Below are 20,618 nucleotides of genomic sequence, written 5' to 3'. Positions count from 1 at the left end.
CCGGGGTGTACGGCCGCCCAACGGCCGGCCGTACAACCCGGTCGTCACCCTGAACGGCTGGTCGCTACCCTGGCGCATGAACAATGGCGTCAAGGAGTTCCACCTGATCGCCGAACCGGTGGTGCGCGAGATCGCACCGGGCATGAAGGCCAACCTGTGGGGCTACAACGGCCAGAGCCCGGGCCCCACGATCGAGGTGGTCGAAGGCGACCGGGTGCGCATCTTTGTCACCAACCGCCTGCCCGAGCACACCAGCATCCACTGGCACGGCCAGCGCCTGCCCAACGGCATGGACGGCGTGACCGGGCTGACCCAGCCCGGCATCCAGCCGGGCAAGACCTTCGTTTATGAGTTCGTCGCGCGCCGGCCCGGCACCTTCATGTATCACCCGCACGCGGACGAGATGGTGCAGATGGCGATGGGCATGATGGGCTTCTGGGTCACGCACCCGAAGAACCCGGCCCAGCACCGGGTCGATCGCGATTTCGTGTTCCTGCTGAACGCCTACGACATCGAGCCGGGCAGCTATACGCCACGGGTCAACGAGATGCTCGACTTTAACCTGTGGACCTTCAACAGCCGCGCCTTCCCCGGCATCGACACCATGAACGTGCGGCAGGGCGACCGCGTGCGCATCCGGGCCGGCAACCTGACCATGACCAACCACCCGATCCACCTGCACGGGCACGAGTTCGAGGTCACCGGCACCGACGGCGGCTGGACCCGGCCCGAGTCGCGCTGGCCCGAGGTCACCACCGACATCGGCGTGGGCCAGATGCGCGCCATCGAGTTCATCGCCGATGAACCCGGCGACTGGGCCTTCCACTGCCACAAGTCGCACCACACCATGAACGCCATGGGCCACGACTTACCGAACCTGATCGGCGTCGACCACCGCGGCGTGGCCGAGAAGATCACCAAGCTCGTGCCCGACTACATGGTGATGGGCGAGAAAGGCGGCTCCATGGGCGACATGGAGATGCCGCTCCCGGAAAACACCCTGCCGATGATGACCGGCCAGGGTCCCTTCGGCGGTGTCGAGATGGGCGGCATGTTCACCGTGCTCAAGGTGCGCAAGGACCAGAAAGCGGGCGACTACAAGGACCCGGGCTGGTACAAGCACCCGGCCGGCACCGTCGCCTACGAATGGAAAGGCGAGGCTCCGGCCGCGGTACGCAACCAGGGCGCGGGTGGCCAGTCCATGCCGGCGAAGAAACCGGCGGACGTGGAAGTCACCGTCCGGAAACCGGGCGGCCACAAGGGCCATCATTGATTAATAACCCACGATAAAAGGAGAACCCCATGAACGCAATTCCAACACTGATGCTGGCAGCCGTCATGGCCGCTGCAACTTCGATGGCGGTGGCCCAGGACAGCGGGCACGCGCATCACGAACATGCCGCCCACGGGGCGCCGGCCGCCGCCGAACTGGCTGACGGCGAGGTGAGGAAGATCGACAAGGACGCCGGCAAGATGACGCTGCGCCATGGCGAACTCAAAAACCTCAACATGTCCGCCATGACCATGGTGTTCCGGGTCAAGGACTCGGCCATGCTGGATGCGGTCAAGCCCGGCGACAAGGTCAGGTTCGCGGCCGAGCGTGTGGACGGCGCCATCACGATCGTCCAGCTTCAGGCGGCCCAGTGAACCGGGAGCCCGGCATGAAAATTACCTCCGTCCTGCGGGCCGCGGCGAGGGCCCTGGCCCTCGGTGCTGCCCTGTTCACCGTATCCCCGCTTACTCTGGCGGCAACGCCGAAAGAGACGCTCGAAGCCTTCCACCAGGCTCTCGCCACCGGCGACAAGGCCAGGGCACTGGCCCTGCTGTCGCCGGAAGTGGCGATCCACGAATCCGGCTATGTCGAGCGCTCCCGCGACGAGTACGCCAGTCACCATCTAGGCGGCGACATGGAGTTCGCCGGGACTACGAGCCGCAAGCTGCTGAAACAGACCGAGCGCATCGACGGCAACACAGCCGTCGTGTGGGAAGAAACCGAAACCACGGGCACGTCGCGCGGCAAGCCCGTGCACCTGTTCGGCACCGGCACGGCAGTCCTGGAGAAGAAGGACGACGGCTGGGCCATCGTTCACGTGCACTGGTCCTCGCGTAAGGCAAAGTAAGAGCACTCCAAGCCAGCCATGCGCCTGCCCCGGCGGGCGCATGCTATCGTGCCCCTGCAATGTCGCAGGCCAGCAGGGACACGCATGCACCCGTCGAACATCGTCCTCCTCGAATTCCATCCCGAACGCGACGAGCTTTGCTACGGCAAGGAGCTGCGCGACGGCCTGTCGGTGGCCCTGCGCACCGGCAGCTCGCTGTGGGTCGCCAACGACGAATCGGTCAGCCTCGAACGACTCACCGTGTGCGCGGAAGACAGCACCGGAAAAAGCAGCTTCACGCGCGATCATCGCCAGTACGCACTGCACGATTTTTTCAATCTGCCGCTGCCGCCGCACGGCGACACGTCGGATGATATCAACGAAGCCGACATCGAAGGCCTGGCCTGCGACGGCAAGTACCTGTGGATCGCCGGCTCGCACAGCCTGCGCCGCAAGCAGCCGAAGGACGGCGACGGCGTGAAAAAGGCGCAGAAGCGCCTGGCCACCATCAGCGCCGACGGCAACCGCTACCTGCTCGGGCGCATTCCCCTGGTCAAAGACGGCGACGGCTATACCCTGGCCCGTGAAAGCACCCACAAGGACAAGCTGCGCAGCGCCGCCCTGCTGCGCGGCGACGAACACGGCAACGAACTGACGGCGCTGCTGCGCGAGGACGAGCATCTTGGTCCTTTCCTCGCCATCCCCGGCAAGGACAACGGCTTCGACATCGAAGGCCTGGCGGTGGCCGGCAAGCACCTGCTGCTTGGCCTGCGCGGCCCCGTGCTGCGCGGCTGGGCGGTGGTGGTGGAAGTCGCGCCGGTGGACGATGCCGAACCGGGACGCCTGCGGCTCGGGCCGGTGGACGACGAGGGCCGCCCCTACCGCAAGCACTTCGTCGACCTGCATGGTCTCGGCATCCGCGACCTGTGCGTGCAGGGCAAGGACATCCTGGTGCTGGCCGGACCCACCATGGACCTGGATGGCCCGGTGACCCTGTTCCGCTGGCGCGGCGGGGCCGAGCCGGGCAAGGACTGCGTGCTGGCGGCGCACGAACTCGAACGGGTGCTGGAACTGCCCTACGGCCACGGCGTCGACCATCCCGAGGGCATAGCGCTGTTCGCCGACGACAGGCAGGGCGGCGCAGCCCTGCTGGTGGTGCATGACGCGGCCTCTCCGAGCCGGCAGATCGGCGACAGCACCCTGGTGGCGGACGTGTTTTCGCTGCCGCGCCGCGGAAAATAGCCGCGCGCCGCTTAATGCCGGTCACTTAAGGCCATCGCTCATCCGTAGGGTGGGCGGGGGAATATAGTCCAGTGGACTATATTCCGCCCACGCGGTCAAATCACAGTACTGCAGCCCGTGCGGCTGTTCATATCACAACTATCACCGCGTGGGCGGGCAAGCCGCCCACCCTACCATTCTCACTAACTGACCGGCATTAGCGCGTCGCTACCCCTTGTGCATAAGCTTCACGACATATGCATATTTCACCCGCTTCGTGAGTTTTGTTGAATTTCGTGCCCCGGGGCCGGTGGTATTCTCGCCGCCTTGCTTTCGCTTGCACCCAATGACACCCAAGAACACCCTGCTGGCGCTGCTCGCGCTGATGTTTGCCTGCGGCCTCACCCAGGCCATGTACGACGCCGCGCACATGCGCATGCCTTCCTGGTGGGCGATCGTGTCGGCCCTGCTGTCGAACTTCCTGCCTTTCTACTGGTACCGCCTCGACAGCGAAGCGCGCCGCTTCCGGCGCTCGCGCTGGATGAGCTCGGCCGTTGTCGCCGTCTCTCCACTCGCTATTCCGCTCTACCTGCTGCGCAGCCGCCCGAAAGGCGCGCGCCTCGCTTCCCTGGCCCGCATGTCGGGGTTCGTGCTGCTGATGCTGGGCGCCACCGTTGTCGGCGGCGTGGCCTTCTTCGCCATGCCTGGCTGAAGCGCACGAGGCCTGCGCCCCGTCCGCCGGGTTTTTGATAAGGTGGCCTCAACGCCGCGCGCCGCGCGGCCGCGGGAGTATTCCCGCCCTTTTCACGAATGGGAGAACAGCATGCGCAAGATGATCATGATGGCCATTGCAGGCCTGCTCTGGAAGAAATTTGGCGGCAAGATGGCGCAACGCTACCCGATGGGTCGCGGCGGCTATCGCCGCTACTGATGCACGGACGGCCAAATGGCCGTCCCAAGCAGTCCACCTTGCAGTAGAATCGCTGGCTTTAAGGCAACTTTCGTATCACCACCTTAAGGCCGACGATGGAACACGCTCAGCAAGAACACAGCAACGAACTCCGGCGCGGGCTCAAGAACCGCCACATCCAGCTGATCGCCCTCGGCGGCGCCATCGGCACCGGGCTGTTCCTGGGCGTGGCCCAGACCATCCAGCAGGCCGGCCCATCCGCCCTGCTCGGCTACGCCCTTGCCGGCCTGGTCGCCTTTTTGATCATGCGCCAGCTCGGCGAGATGATCGTCGACGAACCGGTCGCCGGTTCCTTCGGCTACTTCGCCAGCAAATACGGCAGCCCGATGATCGGCTTCATCTCGGGCTGGAACTACTGGGTGATGTACATCCTCGTCAGCATGGCCGAACTCTCGGCGCTCGGCATCTACGTCCAGTACTGGTTCCCCGAGGTCCCGACCTGGATGTCGGCGCTTGCCTTCTTCTTCCTCGTCAACGCCCTCAGCCTGCTGAACGTGAAAGCCTTCGGCGAGCTCGAATTCTGGTTCGCGATCATCAAGGTGGCGGCCGTGGTCGGCATGATCGTGTTCGGCCTCTACCTCCTGGTCAGCGACACTGCCGGCCCGCAGGCCGGCGTGGCCAACCTGTGGCAGCATGGCGGCTTCTTCCCCTACGGCTTCACCGGCCTGGCGCTGTCGATGGCGGTCATCATGTTCTCCTTCGGCGGCCTGGAGATGATCGGCATCACGGCCGCGGAAGCGGATAACCCGGGCCGCACCATTCCGCGCGCGATCAACCAGGCCATCTGGCGCATCGCCATCTTCTATGTCGGCGCGCTGGCCGTGCTCCTGATGCTCTACCCGTGGCAGAAGGTGGTCACGGGCGGCAGTCCCTTCGTCCTGATCTTCGCTGCGCTCGACAGCAATGTCGTGGCCAACGTCCTGAACCTCGTGGTGCTGACGGCCGCGCTGTCGGTCTACAACGGCTGCGTCTACGCCAACAGCCGCATGCTGTTCGGCCTGGCCGAACAGGGCAATGCCCCGCGCGCCCTGCTCAAGGTGTCGCGGCGCGGCGTGCCGCTGGCGGCGCTGGGTGTGTCCGCCATCGCAACCGGCATCTGCATCTGCATCAACTACTTCCTGCCGAAGGAAGCCTTCGGCATGCTGATGGGACTGGCCGTGGCGGCGCTGGTCATCAACTGGGGCATGGTGTGCTGGAGCCACCTGCGCTTTCGCCGCACCAAGCAGGCTGCCGGCCAGGCGACCGCCTTCCGCAGCCCGTTCTTCCCCTTCACCAACTACCTGTGCCTGGCCTTCCTGGCCGGCATCGTGGTGGTGATGTACCTGACGCCTGGCCTGCAGCTGTCGGTCTGGATGATCCCGGCCTGGCTCGCCCTGCTCGCTGTCGGCTACCGCCTGCGCCAACGCGGTGCCGCCGCCGCAGCGGTATCCGCCTGAGCCGGCACCGAGTCGTGCCGCGCTGGCTTAACAGCCGGGCTATTGCTACAGTATGCCGATGGGGCCGGTGTTGATCCGGCCCGCGATGTATTTACCGACCGTCATCACACCATCCACGCGCTGAAGGAAATGCCTTGAAGAAGATCGTCGCCAGTCTCGTCGCCCTCTCCCTGTTCTCCGCCGATGCAGTGTCCATCGCAGCGGCCCAGGACTATGCCAAGTACTCCGCCGAAGCCCTCGACAGGGAACTGGCCGCCATCGCCACCTCGCGCCTGTCGGTGATGGTACCGATGCGCGACGGCGTGGGACTGTCGACCGACATCTACCTGCCGAAGAATGCCTCGGGCAAGCTGCCGGTCATCCTGTGGAAGACGCCCTACAACGAAGGCAAGCTGAAGGGCTCGACCCAGCGCTACGTGCTGGAGTCGGTCAAGCGCGGCTACGTCTTCGTCGTCCAGAACGAACGCGGCCGTTACTTCTCGCAGGGGAAATGGGAAATCCTCGGCAACCCGCAGACCGACGGCTACGACACCCTGTCCTGGATCGCCCAGCAAGCCTGGTCGAACGGCAAGGTCGGCACCCTCGGCTGCTCCTCATCCGCGGAATGGCAGCTGGCCCTCGCCGGACTGAACCACCCGGCGCACGCGGCCATGGTGCCGATGGCCTCGGGCGCCGGCATCGGCAAGGTCGGACGCTTCCAGGAACAGGGCAACTGGTACACCGGCGGCGTGCCGCGCAACCTGTTCTTCGTCTGGCTCTACGGGGTCGACAATCCGCTGCGCGCCCAGCTGCCGGCGATTGCCGACGACAAGCTGCGCGCACGCATCGAGGCCTACAACGACCTGAATCCGAGCAAGCCGCAAGTCGACTGGAACAAGCAGATCAAGCACCTGCCGGTCGACGGGTTGCTCAGCTCCCTGGGCGAACCCGCCGGCACCTTCGAGCAGCTCATCCAGCGCACGCCAGGCGACCCGGCCTGGCGCCAGGGCGGCCTGTACCACGAAGGCATGGGCTGGGGCGTGCCGGCGCTGTGGTTCAACAGCTGGTACGACGTGTCGATCGGCCCGAATCTCGAGCTGTACAACCACGCGCGTGCGGCCGGCACCGACAAGGAAGCCAGCGCCAACCAGTACGTCGTGGTGGCGCCGAACACCCACTGCGCCTACGCCCGCCTGGGCCCGGACATGACGGTCGGCGAGCGCTCGATGGGCAATGCCAGCTTCGACGTCGACGGCGCCATCTACGGCTGGTTCGACCGCTGGCTCAAGGGCGACAGCAAAGCCTTCCCGTCCACTACCGCGCATGTGCGCTACTTCGAGATGGGCGCCAACCGCTGGCAGAGCGCCGGCACCTGGCCGCCGGAGACGGCAAAACCGATGCGCCTCTACCTGCGCTCGGGCGGCCGCGCCAACTCGCTGTATGGGGACGGCCGCCTGAGCAGCGAAGCCCCGGGCGCGGGCGAAGCGGCGGACCGTTACCGCTACGATCCGATGAATCCGGTGCAGACGGTCGGCGGCGGCGACTGCTGCAACGGCGGCATCGTGGTGCCAGGCGCGTTCGACCAGCGTGCGGTCGAGGCAAGGAACGACGTGCTGGTCTACACCAGCGATCCGCTGCCGAAGCCCGTGAGCGTGGCCGGCTTCGTCGACGCCGTGCTGAAGGTCTCGTCGAACGCCAAGGACACCGACTTCGCCGTGAAGCTGGTCGACGTCGCACCGGACGGCACCGCCTGGATCATCGGCGACACCATCTTCCGCGCCCGCTACCGCAACGGATTCGACAAGCCGGAAATGCTCGCGCCGGGCCAGGTCGTAACCATCCGCCCGACCCCGATCGCGACCGCCATCCAGTTCGGCGCCGGACACCGGATCCGGGTCGAGGTGACGTCCTCGAACTTCCCGAAGTTCGTGCGCAACCTGAATACGGGCGGGGCGAACGAGAGCGAAAAGCAAGGCGTGGTTGCGGACAATGCCGTCCACCACGACGCGGCAAACCAGAGCTACATCGAACTGCCGGTGCTACGCTAGGTCCATGACGACCCGCCATGCCTCCTGCACCTGCGGCCAGCTCACCGCGCAAGTAAGCGGTGAGCCACTGCGCATCTCGATCTGCCACTGCCTGAACTGCCAGCGCCGCAGCGGTGGGCCGTTCGCGCAGCAGGCCCGCTTCCTGCGCGAGCAGGTACGAATCGAGGGGCATTCGACCGAGTTCGTGCTGGCCGGCGACTCGGGCGCCCGCGCCCGCTTTCACTTCTGTCCCCAGTGCGGCGCCACGGTCTGGTACGAGCCCGAGGCGCTGCCGGACTTCATCATGATCCCGGTCGGCGCCTTCGCCGACCCGGGTTTTCCCGCGCCGACAGTGTCGGTGTATGAGGAACGCATGCACGGCTGGGTTGCGCCGCCAGCGGGGGCGCAACGCATCCAGTAAGCACGGCAGGGCTTAGCCCGCCACCTGGACTGCGCCCGCTTCCTGTTCCATCTCTTCGATACGGCGTACGATGTCGCTGAAAGCCATCGAGCGCCCGAACAGCCATCCCTGGGCGTACTGCACGCCGCGCTTGCGCAGGAACTCGGCCTGGGCCTGGCTCTCCACGCCTTCGGCGATCATGCACAGGCCAAGGTCCTTCGCCATGCCGATGATGTGGCCGACCACCTGGCTGGTCGGCGCGCCGGTACCGATCGCTTCGATGAAGCTACGATCGATCTTGAGGTAGTCGAGTTCCAGCGATTCGAGGTAAGACAGGCTTGAATAGCCGGTGCCGAAGTCGTCAATCGCCACCGCGAAGCCATGGCGCCGCAAGGAACCAGTGGTCTCGCGCGCCACTACCGGGTCCAGCAGGCCGCGCTCGGTCACTTCCAGGATGAGGTTGCCGGGCCGGGCCTGCATCGCCTCCAGCTTCAGCTGCAGCTTGTGCATGAAGTTCGGCGTATGGAAGTCGGCCGGGGAAACGTTGATACCGACATGGAAGTCGGGGTGGGACTGCAGGTAGCTGCCCGCATCGTGGCAGACGCCGGTCAGCACCTGCTCGGTGAGTTGCACGATCAGCTCATGCTGTTCGGCGATCGGAATGAACATATCCGGCATCACGATCTCGCCGGTCGGGCGCCGCCAGCGCACCAGGGCCTCCACGCCCATCCACTTGCCGGTTCGCAGGTCGACGACCGGCTGATATTCGAGGAAGAATTCCTTACGCCGCAGGGCCGCCTTCACCGCAGCCGGGAGCGCCATCTGATGGCGCGCCAGGAACAGGATCGCCAGCGACAGAACGATACCGGCCAGCAGGCCGGCGGGCACCAGACGCATGGCGAAGTCGTGTGAGCGAGCCTCGAGGTAACGCAGCGGTACGGCCGCGATGCCTGCCGCCTGGAATCCAGTGGAACGGACTACGGCAACGATGTGTCCGTCTTCCGAAAACACTGCTTCCCTCGCGTTCCCCAGCCGCGCCACCCAGGTGGGGTCGACATACCCGCGCGCGCTCAAGGGCGCGGAGTAATCGACCGAGATCGCGGCCAGCGACACGTCCGCTTCGCCTTTCGCGGTATCGATCAGCAGCCGGCCGTGCAGGATGGCGGCATAGCGGCCGAACTGGAGCACGACGTAGCTGTGCTGGGGCGCGAACGGAAAGCGCACGTCGCTGCGCACCAGGGCCCCGCCCGAGCTCGTATAGGATGGCGGGCCGAGCTCGAGGATGCGCTCCGGCCCCGCGATCGACGAACACAGCATGCGGCTGCCTTCGACGTAGCCAACCGCCTGGATATAGGTCGACGCGAGGTCGATGTCGCGCATCAGGTCGATGCTGGCCGGTGAACAGGGCGGCGCCGCCTGCGCTTCCAGGCGCCGGACCGCGACCTGTACCTGGCGTCCGGTCTCGTCCACGCGCAGCACGACGTCGCGCGCATAGCCGAGTGCGTGCGTGCTTTCAGCCTTGAAGGCCTGGCGTGCCGATTCCTCGATCGCCAGCCACAGGGGAAGCCCGATGCCGGCGGCGACGAGGATCAGCGTGAACAGGACGATCACAGTTTTTTTCATGGTTCCCTGCGGGCTGGCATGAACGTGGTTCAGCGACCGGTCCATACTACAGACGCCGCGCGCGGCCTGCAAACGCGGCACGCCTTTGTGCCGCCGCCGCCACGGGACAGGCACGCGACGGCCATCCGCTATGTTGCATAGCAATATGAAAATAGTTCGCCAGGGTCTTCGTGTGCGCGGCCGTAAGCCTTATCATGCTTGCCGCAAGTCACCTTACAAAGGGGAAGCGTTTATGAGTCAGAGTAAGCCTCTGTCGCTGCATGTACCGGAGCCTACCGGCCGCCCGGGATGCAAGACCGATTTTTCGTACCTACAATTAAGTCCCGCCGGTGCCATCCGGCGCCCACCCGTCGATGTGGCGCCGCTCGACACGAGCGACATCGCAACCGGCCTGATTCGCGTCCTGGACGAGAACGGCGACGCCGTCGGCCCCTGGGCCCCGGAACCGGATCCCGAAATGCTGCGCTTCGGGCTGCGCACCATGATGAAGACGCGCATCTTTGACGCGCGCATGGTGATCGCCCAGCGCCAGAAGAAAATGTCCTTCTATATGCTGTCGCTCGGCGAAGAAGCCCTCGGCACCGCCCAGGCGCTCGCCCTGGAAGACGGCGACATGCACTTCCCGACCTACCGCCAGCAAAGCCTCCTGATCGCCAAGCAGGTGCCGCTGGTCGAGATGATCTGCCAGCTGCTGTCCAACGAGAAGGATCCGCTCAAGGGCCGCCAGCTGCCGGTGATGTACTCGGTGCGCCGCGCCGGCTTCTTCACCATTTCCGGCAACCTCGCGACCCAGTACCCGCAAGCCGTGGGCTGGGCCATGGCCTCTGCCATCAAGGGCGACACGAAAATCGCCTCGGCCTGGATCGGCGACGGCGCGACTGCCGAATCCGACTTCTCCACCGCCCTCACCTTTGCCCACGTCTATCGCGCGCCGGTGATCCTCAACGTGGTGAACAACCAGTGGGCGATCTCGACCTTCCAGGCGATCGCCGGCGGCGAGAGCGTCACCTTCGCCACCCGCGGCATCGGCAGCGGCATCGCCTCGCTGCGCGTGGACGGCAACGACTTCCTGGCCGTACTGTCGGCATCGAGGTGGGCGGCCGAACGGGCGCGTTCCAACCTGGGCCCGACCCTGATCGAATGGGTCACCTACCGCGCCGGTCCCCACTCCACCTCGGACGACCCGTCGCGCTACCGCCCGGCGGACGACTTCCAGCACTTCCCGCTGGGCGACCCTGTCGCCAGATTGCGCCAGTACCTGACCAAGCAGGGCTGGTGGTCGGACGACGAGCATGAAAAGGTCCAGCTTGAGCTCGAAGCGGAAGTCCTCGCGGCCCAGAAAGAGGCCGAGTCCTACGGCATCCTGGGCGACGAGCGCGCCCCGAGCGCCGCCACGATGTTCGAGGACGTGTACAAGGAAATGCCGGAGCACCTGCGCCGGCAGCGCCAGGAACTGGGAGTCTGATGATGGCACGCGATGATCAAACGAAGGACCAGGAAAAGGACAAGGACGCGGCCACCATGCCGATGACCATGATCCAGGCGCTGCGCTCGGCGATGGACGTGGTGATGGAACGCGACAGCAATGTCGTCGTCTACGGCCAGGACGTGGGCTATTTCGGCGGCGTGTTCCGCGTCACCGATGGCCTGCAAGCGAAATACGGCAAGTCGCGTGTATTCGATGCGCCGATTTCCGAAGGCGGCATCGTCGGCACCGCGGTGGGCATGGCGGCCTATGGCCTGCGTCCGGTGGTCGAGATCCAGTTTGCCGACTATTTTTATCCGGCGACCGACCAGATCGTGTCGGAAGCGGCGCGCCTGCGCTACCGCTCGGCCGGCGAATTCACCTCGTCGATGGTGATCCGCATGCCCTGCGGCGGCGGCATCTATGGCGGCCAGACCCACAGCCAGAGTCCGGAAGCCTTCTTCACCCACGTGTGCGGCCTGCGCACCGTGATGCCGTCGAACCCGTACGACGCCAAGGGCCTCTTGATCGCCTCGATCGAAAACGACGACCCGGTGATCTTCCTGGAACCGAAGCGCCTGTACAACGGCCCCTTCGACGGCCACCACGACCGTCCGGTCGTGCCCTGGTCCGGCCACCCGCTGGGCAATGTGCCGACCGGTCACTACACGGTGGAGCTGGACAAGGCCAACATCGTCCGCCCCGGCAGCGACGTCACCGTGCTGGCCTACGGCACCATGGTGTGGGTCTCGGAAGCGGCAGCGCGCGAGAGCGGCGTCGATGCGGAAGTCATCGACCTGCGCAGCATCTGGCCGCTCGACCTCGACACCATCGTCGAGTCGGTCAAGAAGACGGGCCGCTGCGTGATCGTGCACGAAGCCACCCGTACCAGCGGCTTCGGCGCCGAACTGGCGGCCCTGGTGCAGGAACACTGCTTCTACCAGCTGGAGGCGCCGATCGAACGCGTCACCGGTTGGGACACCCCCTATCCGCATGCGCAGGAATGGGCATACTTCCCGGGCCCGGACCGCGTCGCGACGGCCCTGAAACGCACGATGGAGGGTCGCTGAACATGGGTATTCACGTTATCAAGATGCCGGATCTGGGCGAAGGCATCGCCGAGGTCGAGGTCGTCGCCTGGCACGTCAAGCCGGGCGACACGGTCAAGGAAGACCAGGTACTGGCCGACGTCATGACCGACAAGGCCACGGTCGAGATCCCGTCGCCGGTGGCCGGCACCATCACCAGCCTGGGCGGCGAAGTCGGCCAGGCCCTGGCCGTGGGCGCGGAGCTGATCCGCCTCGAAGTCGAAGGCGCCGGCAACTATTCAGGCGAGCAAGCCAGGCAGCAAAAAGAGCAGGCCAAGGCGCCCGCAGCCACGGCGCCGGCCGAAGAAGTCGGCGATCCGCAGCTGGAAGCGGTAGCGCAGGCGGAAGCCAAGCAAGGCGCGACGGCGAAATCGGCTGCACCAGCTGCTGCGCCGCCTCCGAAGGCGCCTGCTCCGCAGCAGCGCAGCTACCAGAACGGCCCCACGCCAATGCGTGCGGAAGGCGAAAAGCCGCTGGCCGCACCGGCCGTGCGCCAGCGTGCCTGGGACCTCGGCATCGAGCTCCAGTTCGTGCACGGCACCGGTCCGGCCGGCCGCATCACGCACGCCGACCTCGACGCCCATGTGGCTGGCCGCCGTGGTGGTGGCCAGGGCGGTGGCAGCGACAACCGCTACGCGAAGCGTGACGGCGAACACGCCGCCCCCGTGATCGGCCTGCGCCGCAAGATCGCCGAGAAGATGCAGGAGGCCAAGCGCCAGATCCCGCACTTCACCTATGTCGAAGAGATCGACGTCACCGAACTGGAGCTGCTGCGCGCCCAGCTCAACGCCAGGTACGGCGCCGAGCGCGGCAAGCTGACCTTCCTGCCGCTGCTGATGCGCGCCGTGGTGCTGGCGCTGCGCCAATATCCGATGATGAACGCGCGTTTCGATGACGCCAACAACATCCTGACCCAGTATGACCCGGTCCATCTGGGTATCGCGGCCCAGACCGACGCAGGGCTGATGGTGCCGGTGGTGCGCCATGCGGAAGCGCGCGACCCGTGGGACAGCGCGCAGGAAGTCGCGCGCCTGGCCGACGCGGCGCGCACCGGCAAGGCCACACGCGACGAGCTCACCGGGTCGACCATCACCATCACCAGCCTGGGACCGCTGGGCGGCATCGTCACCACCCCGGTGATCAACCGTCCGGAAGTCGCGATCATCGGCACCAACCGCATCGTCGACCGTCCGGTCATCAAGGACGGCGCGATGGTGGCGCGCAAGATGATGAATCTGTCGTCCTCGTTCGACCATCGGGTGATCGACGGTCAGGTGGCGGCGAAGTTCATCCAGGCGATCCGCGGCTACCTCGAAACCCCGGCCACCATCTTCGTGGAGTGAAGCTATGGAGACCATTAATACAACCCTCCTGATCATCGGCGGCGGTCCCGGCGGCTACGTGGCCGGCATCCGTGCAGGCCAGCTGAACGTGCCGACCGTGCTGGTCGAAGGCGCCTCGCCCGGCGGCACCTGCCTGAACATCGGCTGCATCCCGTCCAAGGCGCTGATCCACGCGGCCGAGGAATTCTGCAAGGCCCGCAGCTACGCGGCCGAGACGTCGCCGCTGGGTATCACGAGTAGCGAGCCCAGGATCGACCTGGAACGCACGGTGGCCTGGAAGGACGGCATCGTCAAGAAGCTGACCGGTGGCGTCGGCGCCCTGCTCAAGAAGAACGGCGTCAAGCTGGTGAACGGCTGGGCCACCATCCTGGACGGCAAGACCGTCGAGGTGCGCCAGGAAGGAGAGCTCGAGGCCTCGGTGCGCATCCGCTGCGAGCACATGCTGCTGGCGGCCGGCTCGCTGCCCGTCGAACTGCCCTTCATGCCCTTCGGTGGCCCCGTGATCTCGTCGACCGAGGCGCTCTCGCCCGACGCCGTGCCGCAGCGCCTGGTGGTGGTCGGCGCCGGCTACATCGGGCTGGAACTGGGTACCGCCTACAGGAAGCTGGGCAGCCAGGTGACCGTGGTGGAAGCAGCCGACCGCATCCTCCCCGCTTATGACGCCGACCTGGTCAAGCCGGTGGCGGCGGCGCTGGGACGCCTGGGCGTCGAGCTGCGCCTCGGCACCTCCGTGCTGGGCATGGACGGCAACAACGTCCGGGTGCGCGATGCCTCCGGCGTTGAAGCGCTGCTGGAAGCGGACCGCGTGCTGGTCGCGGTCGGACGCAAGCCGCGCACCACCGGCTGGGGCCTGGAAAACCTGATGCTCGACATGATTGGGCCCGCGATCAAGGTCGACGACCAGTGCCGCACCTCGATGCGCAACGTATGGGCCATCGGCGACCTCGCCGGCGAGCCGATGCTGGCGCACCGCGCAATGGCGCAGGGCGAGATGGTGGCCGAGATCGTGTCCGGCAAGCGCCGCCACTTCGCCCCGGCGGCGATTCCGGCGGTGTGCTTCACCGACCCGGAGATCGTGGTAGTTGGCATGTCGCCGATGGAGGCGGACAAGGCCGGTGTGGAGATCGTCACCGCGAATTTCCCGTTCAGCGCCAACGGCCGCGCCATGACCATCGAAAGCACGGACGGTTTCGTGCGCGTGGTGGCCAGGAAGAGCGACCACCGCATCATCGGCTGGCAGGCCGTGGGCGGCGCCGTATCGGAACTGGCGGCCGGCTTCACCCAGTCGATCGAACTCGGCGCCCAGCTCGAGGACATCGCCGGCACCATCCACGCCCACCCGACCCTGGGCGAAGCGGTGCAGGAAGCCGCCTTGCGCGCGCTCGGACACGCCCTGCATATTTGAGGCATTCCTGTCTTCGCTTCCCATGCCGCCCCGAGAGGCGGCATTTTTCATTCTGAGCGCATATTCTTTGCCAGCTGCCTTAGCATGGCAAACGTCATATGCATATTTTCTTACATTTGCAAACAATATTTGCAGTTTTATGCCAAGTGAAAAATTGCGTGAAGTGTAACCCTGACGCAATAATCACTTCGCGCTCGGGAATGAGCCCCAGCGCGTCACCAAGATAAGAAAAGGCACAAACATGTTCAAGAATATTGCAGCCGCTACTGCCCTGATCCTCGCCGCATCGAGCGCCCTTGCCGCGCAGCCGAATACCTTCTACGGGGGCGTTGACGCCGGCCGCACCAAGATCGATGACTTCTCCAAGCGCGACACCAGTGTCGGCGCATTCGTGGGCTACAACATCAACCAGAACTTCGCCGTGGAGGGTGGCTACCGCCGCCTCGCCGACCAGGACATCTACCTCGACGGCGGCGCCGGCATGGTGAAGGGCAGCGCGAAAGCCGACCAGGTGCACCTGTCCGTGATCGGCAGCCTGCCGGTCAGCGAGAACTTCAGCGTCTACGGCCGCCTCGGCCTCAACCGCCTGGAAGCCAAGATCGACTCCAACGTGTACAGCGCCAAGGATCACACCACCAAGGCACTGTATGGCGTGGGCGTCAGCTATGCGATCACGCCGGCCGTATCGGCGCGGGTCGAGGTGCAGAAGCCGACCAGTGATTCGACCAATCTGAGCGCAGGCGTGGCCTTCCAGTTCTAAGCAACACTGCCCGAAGCACGTGCCGTCTGCGGGCGGCATGTTTCATTCATCCGGCATATCTTTTGCATTTTCGCCGCTTTGGCATAGGAGATATGCATACAAAGTTACCTTTACAAAGAATATTCGTGGTTTTTGCGCAAATCATGAATTGCGTATAGTGTATCCTTAGTGCAATAATTCGCCCCGCGCTGGGAAATATTTCTCGGCCGCAATAACCAAGATAAAAAAAGGTACTAACATGTTCAAGAAAATCGCAGCCGCCACCGCCCTGATCATCGCTTCGTCGGCAGCCTTCGCCGCCCAGCCGAGCACCTTCTACGCAGGCGCCGATGTCGGCCGCACCAAGATCGACGACCTGGACCGTGACACCAGCTACGGCGCCTTCGTCGGCTACAACTTCACCCAGACCCTCGCTGTGGAAGCGGGCTTCCGCCGCCTGGCAGACGTGGACTACCGCGTCCTGAACGTGAACACCAAGGTCCGTGCCGACCAGCTGGCCCTGTCGGTCGTCGGTACCTACCCGATCGCTGAAAGCTTCAGCATCTTCGGCCGCCTGGGCCTGAACCGCCTGGAAGCCAAGGCAAGCGCCGGTGGCTTCAGCGCCAAGGACGACGAGACCAAGGCCCTGTACGGCATCGGCCTGAGCTACGCTTTCACCCCGGCCGTGTCGGCCCGCGTCGAAGTGCAGAAGCCTGCCAGCGACGTGACCAACGTCAGCGCCGGCGTGTCGTTCCAGTTCTAATCGGAACGTCGCTCCATGAAAAAACCCGGCCGAGGCCGGGTTTTTTCTTTGGCGCGCGCCCTCGATGTCGCGGGATGTATCAGGCGGCCGCCCGGCCCCTGCCCTGCGGCGCCGACAGCACCATGCCAAGCCGCAGCGCTGTGTCGACCACCTGCTCGATGTCGGGCGCGTAGCCCTTGTCGATCCAGCGCAGTGCGATGTGGATCACGCCGCCGACCACGCCGGCCTGCAGCAGCTCGTCGTCGGGGGCGCCCGGCGGCGCCACGATGCGCGCCACTTCGTGCCCGATCGCGCGCAGCGCACCGTCAAAGGCCTGGTCCACGGCGCGGCTGACGCCCCGGATCTCGACCAGGAACACGCGCGCCGACTGCGGCTCGCGCTGCAGCGCCGCGAAATACGCGTGCAGCATGGCGCGCGAGCGCGCGATGCGCCCGCGCTCCGCTTCGCGCGCCGCCTGGGTGATCTCGTCCAGCACCGAATACGTGACGGCGTTGAAGGAGTCGATCAGCAGCGCTTCGCTGTTGGCGAAGGATTCGTAGAAGTAGCGCTCGGTGAGTCCGGCGGCTTCGCACACCGCCTTGACGGTGGCCTGGTGGTAGCCGCGTTCGCCGTAGACGGCGATCGCCGCGGCGATCAGGCGCGCCTTGCGGTCGGCGCGCCGCTCCTCCTGCGACATCCCGCGGTAGGAACGGGTGGTGGTGAGCTCTGGGTTCATGCCGACATTCTACACAGAAACTTGCCACGAAAATTCTGACAATGTACAGTGTCAACATAAGCTCAAAAATACGAGACAGCATGCATCCATCCGCACCTTCCCCCGCGCGGGCTGCGCCCGACGAGAGTCCGCTCGACGTCCTGATCGTCGGCGCCGGCCTGTCCGGCATCGGCGCCGCCAGCGCCCTGCAGCAGGGCTGCCCCGGCAAGCGCTATGCCATCCTCGAGGCGCGCGAGCGCCTGGGCGGCACCTGGGACCTGTTCCGCTATCCCGGCATCCGCTCCGACTCCGACATGTACACCCTCGGCTACTCCTTCCGTCCCTGGCTGGACGCCAAGGCGATCGCCGACGGCCCGGCCATCCTCGACTACGTGCGCAGCACCGCGTGCGAGAACGGCATCGAGCCCCACATCCGCTACGGCCACAAGGTGGTGGGCGCCAGCTGGTGCTCGCAACAAGCCCTGTGGACGGTCGAAGCACAGCTGGCAAGCGGCGAGAAGCGCACGGTGCGGGCGCGCTTCCTCTACCTGTGCAGCGGCTACTACAGCTACGACGAAGCCTACCGCCCGCGCTTCGAGGGCGAGGACGGCTTCGCCGGCCGCATCGTGCAGCCGCAGTTCTGGCCCGAAGACCTCGACTACAGCGGCAAGCAGGTGGTGGTGGTCGGCAGCGGCGCCACCGCCGTCACCGTGGTGCCGGCCATGAGCGAACGGGCGGCTCACGTCACCATGCTGCAGCGCTCCCCTACCTATGTGGTGGCGCGGCCCTCGCGCTACCGCTTTGCGGAACGCATGCGCCGCCTGTTCCCCGAGCAGCTGGCCTACGGCCTGACGCGCTGGCGCGTGATCGGCGAGAGCATGTTCCTGTACTGGCTGGCGCGCAGCAAGCCGGAACTGGTCAAGCAGAAGATCGTCGAGATGGCCGGCCAGCAGCTCAACTCCCGGGAAGCCGCGGCCGCCCACTTCACGCCCAGCTACAAGCCCTGGGACCAGCGCGTCTGCGTGGTCCCGGACGGCGACCTGTTCAAGGCGGTGCGCAAGGGCCGCGCCTCGGTGGTCACCGACCGCATCGCCCGCTTCACGCCGGGCGGGATTCAGCTCGAATCGGGACGCGAACTGCCTGCCGACCTGGTGGTCATGGCCACCGGCCTGACCCTCAAGCTGTTCGGCGGCGCCACCCTGGTGGTCGATGGCCGGGTGATCGACCCGAGCCGCGCCATGTCCTACAAGGGCATGATGCTGAGCGGCGTGCCGAATTGCGCGCTGGCCTTTGGCTACACCAACGCCTCCTGGACCCTGAAAGCCGACCTCACCGCCGCCTGGGTGTGCCGCCTGCTGCGCCACATGGATGCGCGCGGCCAGGCCATCGCGGTGGCGCACCGCGACCCGCAGGTTCCGGAAGCGCCCTTCCTCGACTTCAATTCCGGCTACGTCGAACGGGCCCGCCACATCCTGCCCAAGCAGGGCGCGCGCAAGCCCTGGCAGGTCTACCAGAACTACCTGCGCGACCTCCTGACCATCCGTTACGGCCGTATCGACGACGGCGTTCTGCGCTTCGGCGCGCAAGGAGCCATGCCATGAAACTCGCCAACCGCGTCGCGGTCGTTACCGGCGCCGGCGGCGGCATCGGCCGCGCCACCGCGCTCTCCCTGGCGCAGCGCGGCTGCCACCTGGCCCTGGCCGACATCGACGGCATGGCTGCCGCCGATACCGCCCAGGCCGCGCGCCAGCTGGGCGTGCGCGCCTCCAGCCATGCGCTCGACGTAGCCGACCGCGCAGCCGTGCGCGCGCTGCCGGAGGCGGTATTGGAAGCGCACGGCCGGGTCGACCTGGTCATTAACAATGCCGGCGTGGCCCTGGGCGGCAGCTTCGAACAGGTGCTTGAGACCGACTTCGACTGGCTCATGGAGATCAACTTCCACGCCGTGGTCCGCATGACGCGCGCCTTCCTGCCGCACCTGCACGCCAGCGACGACGCGCGCCTGGTGAACGTCTCGAGCATCTACGGCATCGTCTCGCCGCCCGGCCAGAGCGCCTACTCGGCCAGCAAGTTCGCGGTACGGGGTTTCAGCAATGCGCTGCGCCACGAACTCGAAGGCAGCAAGGTAGCGGTCAGCGTGGTCCACCCGGGCGGCATCGCGACTTCGATCGCGAAAAATGCCCGGGTGCCGCAGGGCGCCCCGGCGCACGAGATCGAGCGCGGCCGCGCGATCGCCCAGCGCCTGCTGCGCATGCCGCCGGAACGGGCGGGCGAGATCATCGTGCGCGGCATCGAGCGGCGCCAGGCCCGCATCCTGGTTGGCAGCGACGCCAAATTCGTGGCCCTGCTCGAACGCCTCAGCCCTGTCCATTACTGGAAACTTCTCAAGAAAGCGAGCGCCCGATGACTTCACCCCTGCTGTACGTGCTCGGCGGCCTCGCGCTGCTGCTGGTCCTGCTGGCTGTCTTCACCCGGCGCACCGCGCGCCGCATCGAAGCCTACCTGCCGCCCAGCGGCAGTTTCGTGGAGGTCGAGGGTGTGCGCCTGCACGTGCGCGACGAGGGCCGCGGCCCGGCCCTCCTGATGATCCATGGCCTGGGCGGCCAGATGGCGCACTTCAACTACGGCGCCGTGCGCGAACTGTCCCAGCGCTACCGCGTGGTCACGCTGGACCGCCCGGGTTCCGGCTACTCGACCCGCCCCGAGGGCGTGCCGGCCGACCTCGCGACCCAGGCGCGCGCCATCGCGCGTCTGATCGACAAGCTGGGGCTGGAGCGTCCGACCGTGGTCGGCCACTCGCTGGGCGGCGCCACCGCGCTCACGCTGGCGCTCGATCATCCGGGCCAGGTCGGCGCACTGGCCCTGGTGGCGCCGCTCACGCACGCACCAGGCACGGTGCCGTCGGCCTTCCGCGCCCTGACCATCGAAACCGGCTGGCTGCGCCGCCTGTTCGCCGCGACCCTGGCGGTTCCCTTGAGTATCGTGGCCAGCAAGGGCGTGCTGGCCGAGGTGTTCGGCCCCGAGCCCGTCCCGCGTGACTTTCCAACCCGCGGCGGCGGCCTGCTCAGCCTGCGTCCGGGTCAGTTCCTGGCGAGCAGCGCCGATCTGCAGGCGCTTGGCGGGCATATGCCGCAGCTGGAGCAGCGCTACGCCGCGCTGCGCGTGCCGCTGCACATCCTGTTCGGCCGCGAAGACCGCCTGCTCGACTGGCGCGCCAACGGCCAGGCGCTGGCCGACAAGGTCGCCGGCGCACGCCTCGAACTGGTCGACGGCGGCCACATGCTGCCGGTGACCCAGCCCGAACTGACGGCGCGCTTCATCGAGGAAGCGGCGTCTACCCGCCTGGCCCTGGCTGGCTAAACGCGC

19 protein-coding genes are annotated in these 20,618 nt (G+C 66.4%); 17 read left to right on the top strand and 2 right to left on the bottom strand.

The window, feature by feature from the left end; translation table 11 throughout:
• From LK542_RS18005 to LK542_RS17970, 8 genes are all read left to right on the top strand, one after another.
• Positions 1-1,273 (top strand): multicopper oxidase family protein (locus LK542_RS18005; protein ID WP_227812966.1); only part of this gene is annotated, 1,273 nt, incomplete at its 5' end.
• Between the two features lie 29 nt (positions 1,274-1,302).
• Complete coding sequence (locus LK542_RS18000) at positions 1,303-1,647, top strand: copper-binding protein (protein ID WP_227812965.1); 345 nt, start codon at positions 1,303-1,305, stop codon at positions 1,645-1,647.
• A 14-nt stretch (positions 1,648-1,661) separates the two neighbouring features.
• Positions 1,662-2,120 (top strand): DUF4440 domain-containing protein, encoded by a 459-nt coding sequence (locus tag LK542_RS17995; RefSeq protein WP_227812964.1) that lies wholly within the window; start codon positions 1,662-1,664, stop codon positions 2,118-2,120.
• Between the two features lie 84 nt (positions 2,121-2,204).
• Positions 2,205-3,341, top strand: a complete 1,137-nt coding sequence (locus LK542_RS17990) for a DUF3616 domain-containing protein (RefSeq protein ID WP_227812963.1) — start codon at positions 2,205-2,207, stop codon at positions 3,339-3,341.
• 325 nt (positions 3,342-3,666) lie between these two features.
• Complete coding sequence (locus tag LK542_RS17985; RefSeq protein WP_227812962.1) at positions 3,667-4,032, top strand: hypothetical protein; 366 nt, start codon at positions 3,667-3,669, stop codon at positions 4,030-4,032.
• Positions 4,033-4,346: 314 nt separating this feature from the next.
• Positions 4,347-5,726, top strand: coding sequence for an amino acid permease (locus LK542_RS17980; protein WP_227812961.1), 1,380 nt, complete (start codon positions 4,347-4,349; stop codon positions 5,724-5,726).
• 134 nt (positions 5,727-5,860) lie between these two features.
• A complete protein-coding gene (locus LK542_RS17975; RefSeq protein ID WP_227812960.1) occupies positions 5,861-7,753 on the top strand; it encodes a CocE/NonD family hydrolase in 1,893 nt (630 codons plus the stop codon).
• A 4-nt stretch (positions 7,754-7,757) separates the two neighbouring features.
• Positions 7,758-8,153: a GFA family protein gene (locus LK542_RS17970; RefSeq protein WP_227812959.1), complete on the top strand. Its 396-nt coding sequence runs from the start codon at positions 7,758-7,760 to the stop codon at positions 8,151-8,153.
• A 12-nt stretch (positions 8,154-8,165) separates the two neighbouring features.
• Here the strand turns inward: LK542_RS17970 and LK542_RS17965 are convergent, their stop codons facing one another.
• Positions 8,166-9,755, bottom strand: coding sequence for an EAL domain-containing protein (locus LK542_RS17965; RefSeq protein ID WP_227812958.1), 1,590 nt, complete (start codon positions 9,753-9,755; stop codon positions 8,166-8,168).
• A 232-nt stretch (positions 9,756-9,987) separates the two neighbouring features.
• On the opposite strand from LK542_RS17965, the gene LK542_RS17960 reads away from it, so the two are divergent.
• From LK542_RS17960 to LK542_RS17935, 6 genes are all read left to right on the top strand, one after another.
• The gene (locus LK542_RS17960; protein WP_227812957.1) at positions 9,988-11,220 is read left to right on the top strand and encodes a 3-methyl-2-oxobutanoate dehydrogenase (2-methylpropanoyl-transferring) subunit alpha; all 1,233 of its coding nucleotides are present in this window, start codon (positions 9,988-9,990) and stop codon (positions 11,218-11,220) included.
• Positions 11,221-11,222: 2 nt separating this feature from the next.
• Complete coding sequence (locus tag LK542_RS17955) at positions 11,223-12,290, top strand: alpha-ketoacid dehydrogenase subunit beta (RefSeq protein WP_374040165.1); 1,068 nt, start codon at positions 11,223-11,225, stop codon at positions 12,288-12,290.
• 2 nt (positions 12,291-12,292) lie between these two features.
• Positions 12,293-13,651, top strand: a complete 1,359-nt coding sequence (locus tag LK542_RS17950) for a dihydrolipoamide acetyltransferase family protein (protein ID WP_227812956.1) — start codon at positions 12,293-12,295, stop codon at positions 13,649-13,651.
• 4 nt (positions 13,652-13,655) lie between these two features.
• Entirely contained in the window at positions 13,656-15,056 is a 1,401-nt protein-coding gene (lpdA, locus tag LK542_RS17945; protein WP_227812955.1) for a dihydrolipoyl dehydrogenase, read from the top strand.
• Positions 15,057-15,297: 241 nt separating this feature from the next.
• Positions 15,298-15,816 carry an outer membrane beta-barrel protein gene (locus LK542_RS17940; RefSeq protein ID WP_227812954.1) on the top strand — a complete coding sequence of 173 codons (519 nt, stop codon included), beginning with the start codon at positions 15,298-15,300 and terminating at the stop codon, positions 15,814-15,816.
• Between the two features lie 238 nt (positions 15,817-16,054).
• A complete protein-coding gene (locus tag LK542_RS17935; protein WP_227802429.1) occupies positions 16,055-16,558 on the top strand; it encodes an outer membrane beta-barrel protein in 504 nt (167 codons plus the stop codon).
• A gap of 79 nt (positions 16,559-16,637) precedes the next feature.
• Here LK542_RS17935 and LK542_RS17930 read toward each other — a convergent pair whose 3' ends face one another.
• On the bottom strand, positions 16,638-17,273 hold the full coding sequence (locus tag LK542_RS17930) for a TetR/AcrR family transcriptional regulator (RefSeq protein WP_227812953.1): 636 nt from the start codon (positions 17,271-17,273) through the stop codon (positions 16,638-16,640).
• An 80-nt stretch (positions 17,274-17,353) separates the two neighbouring features.
• Between LK542_RS17930 and LK542_RS17925 the strand changes: the two genes are divergently transcribed.
• From LK542_RS17925 to LK542_RS17915, 3 genes are read left to right on the top strand one after another with little or no spacing between them, the layout of a single operon-like run.
• Complete coding sequence (locus LK542_RS17925; RefSeq protein ID WP_227812952.1) at positions 17,354-18,853, top strand: NAD(P)/FAD-dependent oxidoreductase; 1,500 nt, start codon at positions 17,354-17,356, stop codon at positions 18,851-18,853.
• Complete coding sequence (locus LK542_RS17920; protein WP_227812951.1) at positions 18,850-19,659, top strand: SDR family oxidoreductase; 810 nt, start codon at positions 18,850-18,852, stop codon at positions 19,657-19,659. The genes LK542_RS17925 and LK542_RS17920 overlap by 4 nt, the downstream gene beginning before the upstream one ends.
• The gene (locus LK542_RS17915; protein ID WP_227812950.1) at positions 19,656-20,612 is read left to right on the top strand and encodes an alpha/beta fold hydrolase; all 957 of its coding nucleotides are present in this window, start codon (positions 19,656-19,658) and stop codon (positions 20,610-20,612) included. The genes LK542_RS17920 and LK542_RS17915 overlap by 4 nt, the downstream gene beginning before the upstream one ends.
• Positions 20,613-20,618: the final 6 nt, after the last annotated feature.

Origin of the sequence: Massilia sp. IC2-477 (assembly GCF_020707265.1) — a bacterium.
Classification (GTDB): Bacteria; Pseudomonadota; Gammaproteobacteria; order Burkholderiales; family Burkholderiaceae_D; genus Telluria.
This window is presented reverse-complemented; position numbering and strand designations above follow the sequence as displayed.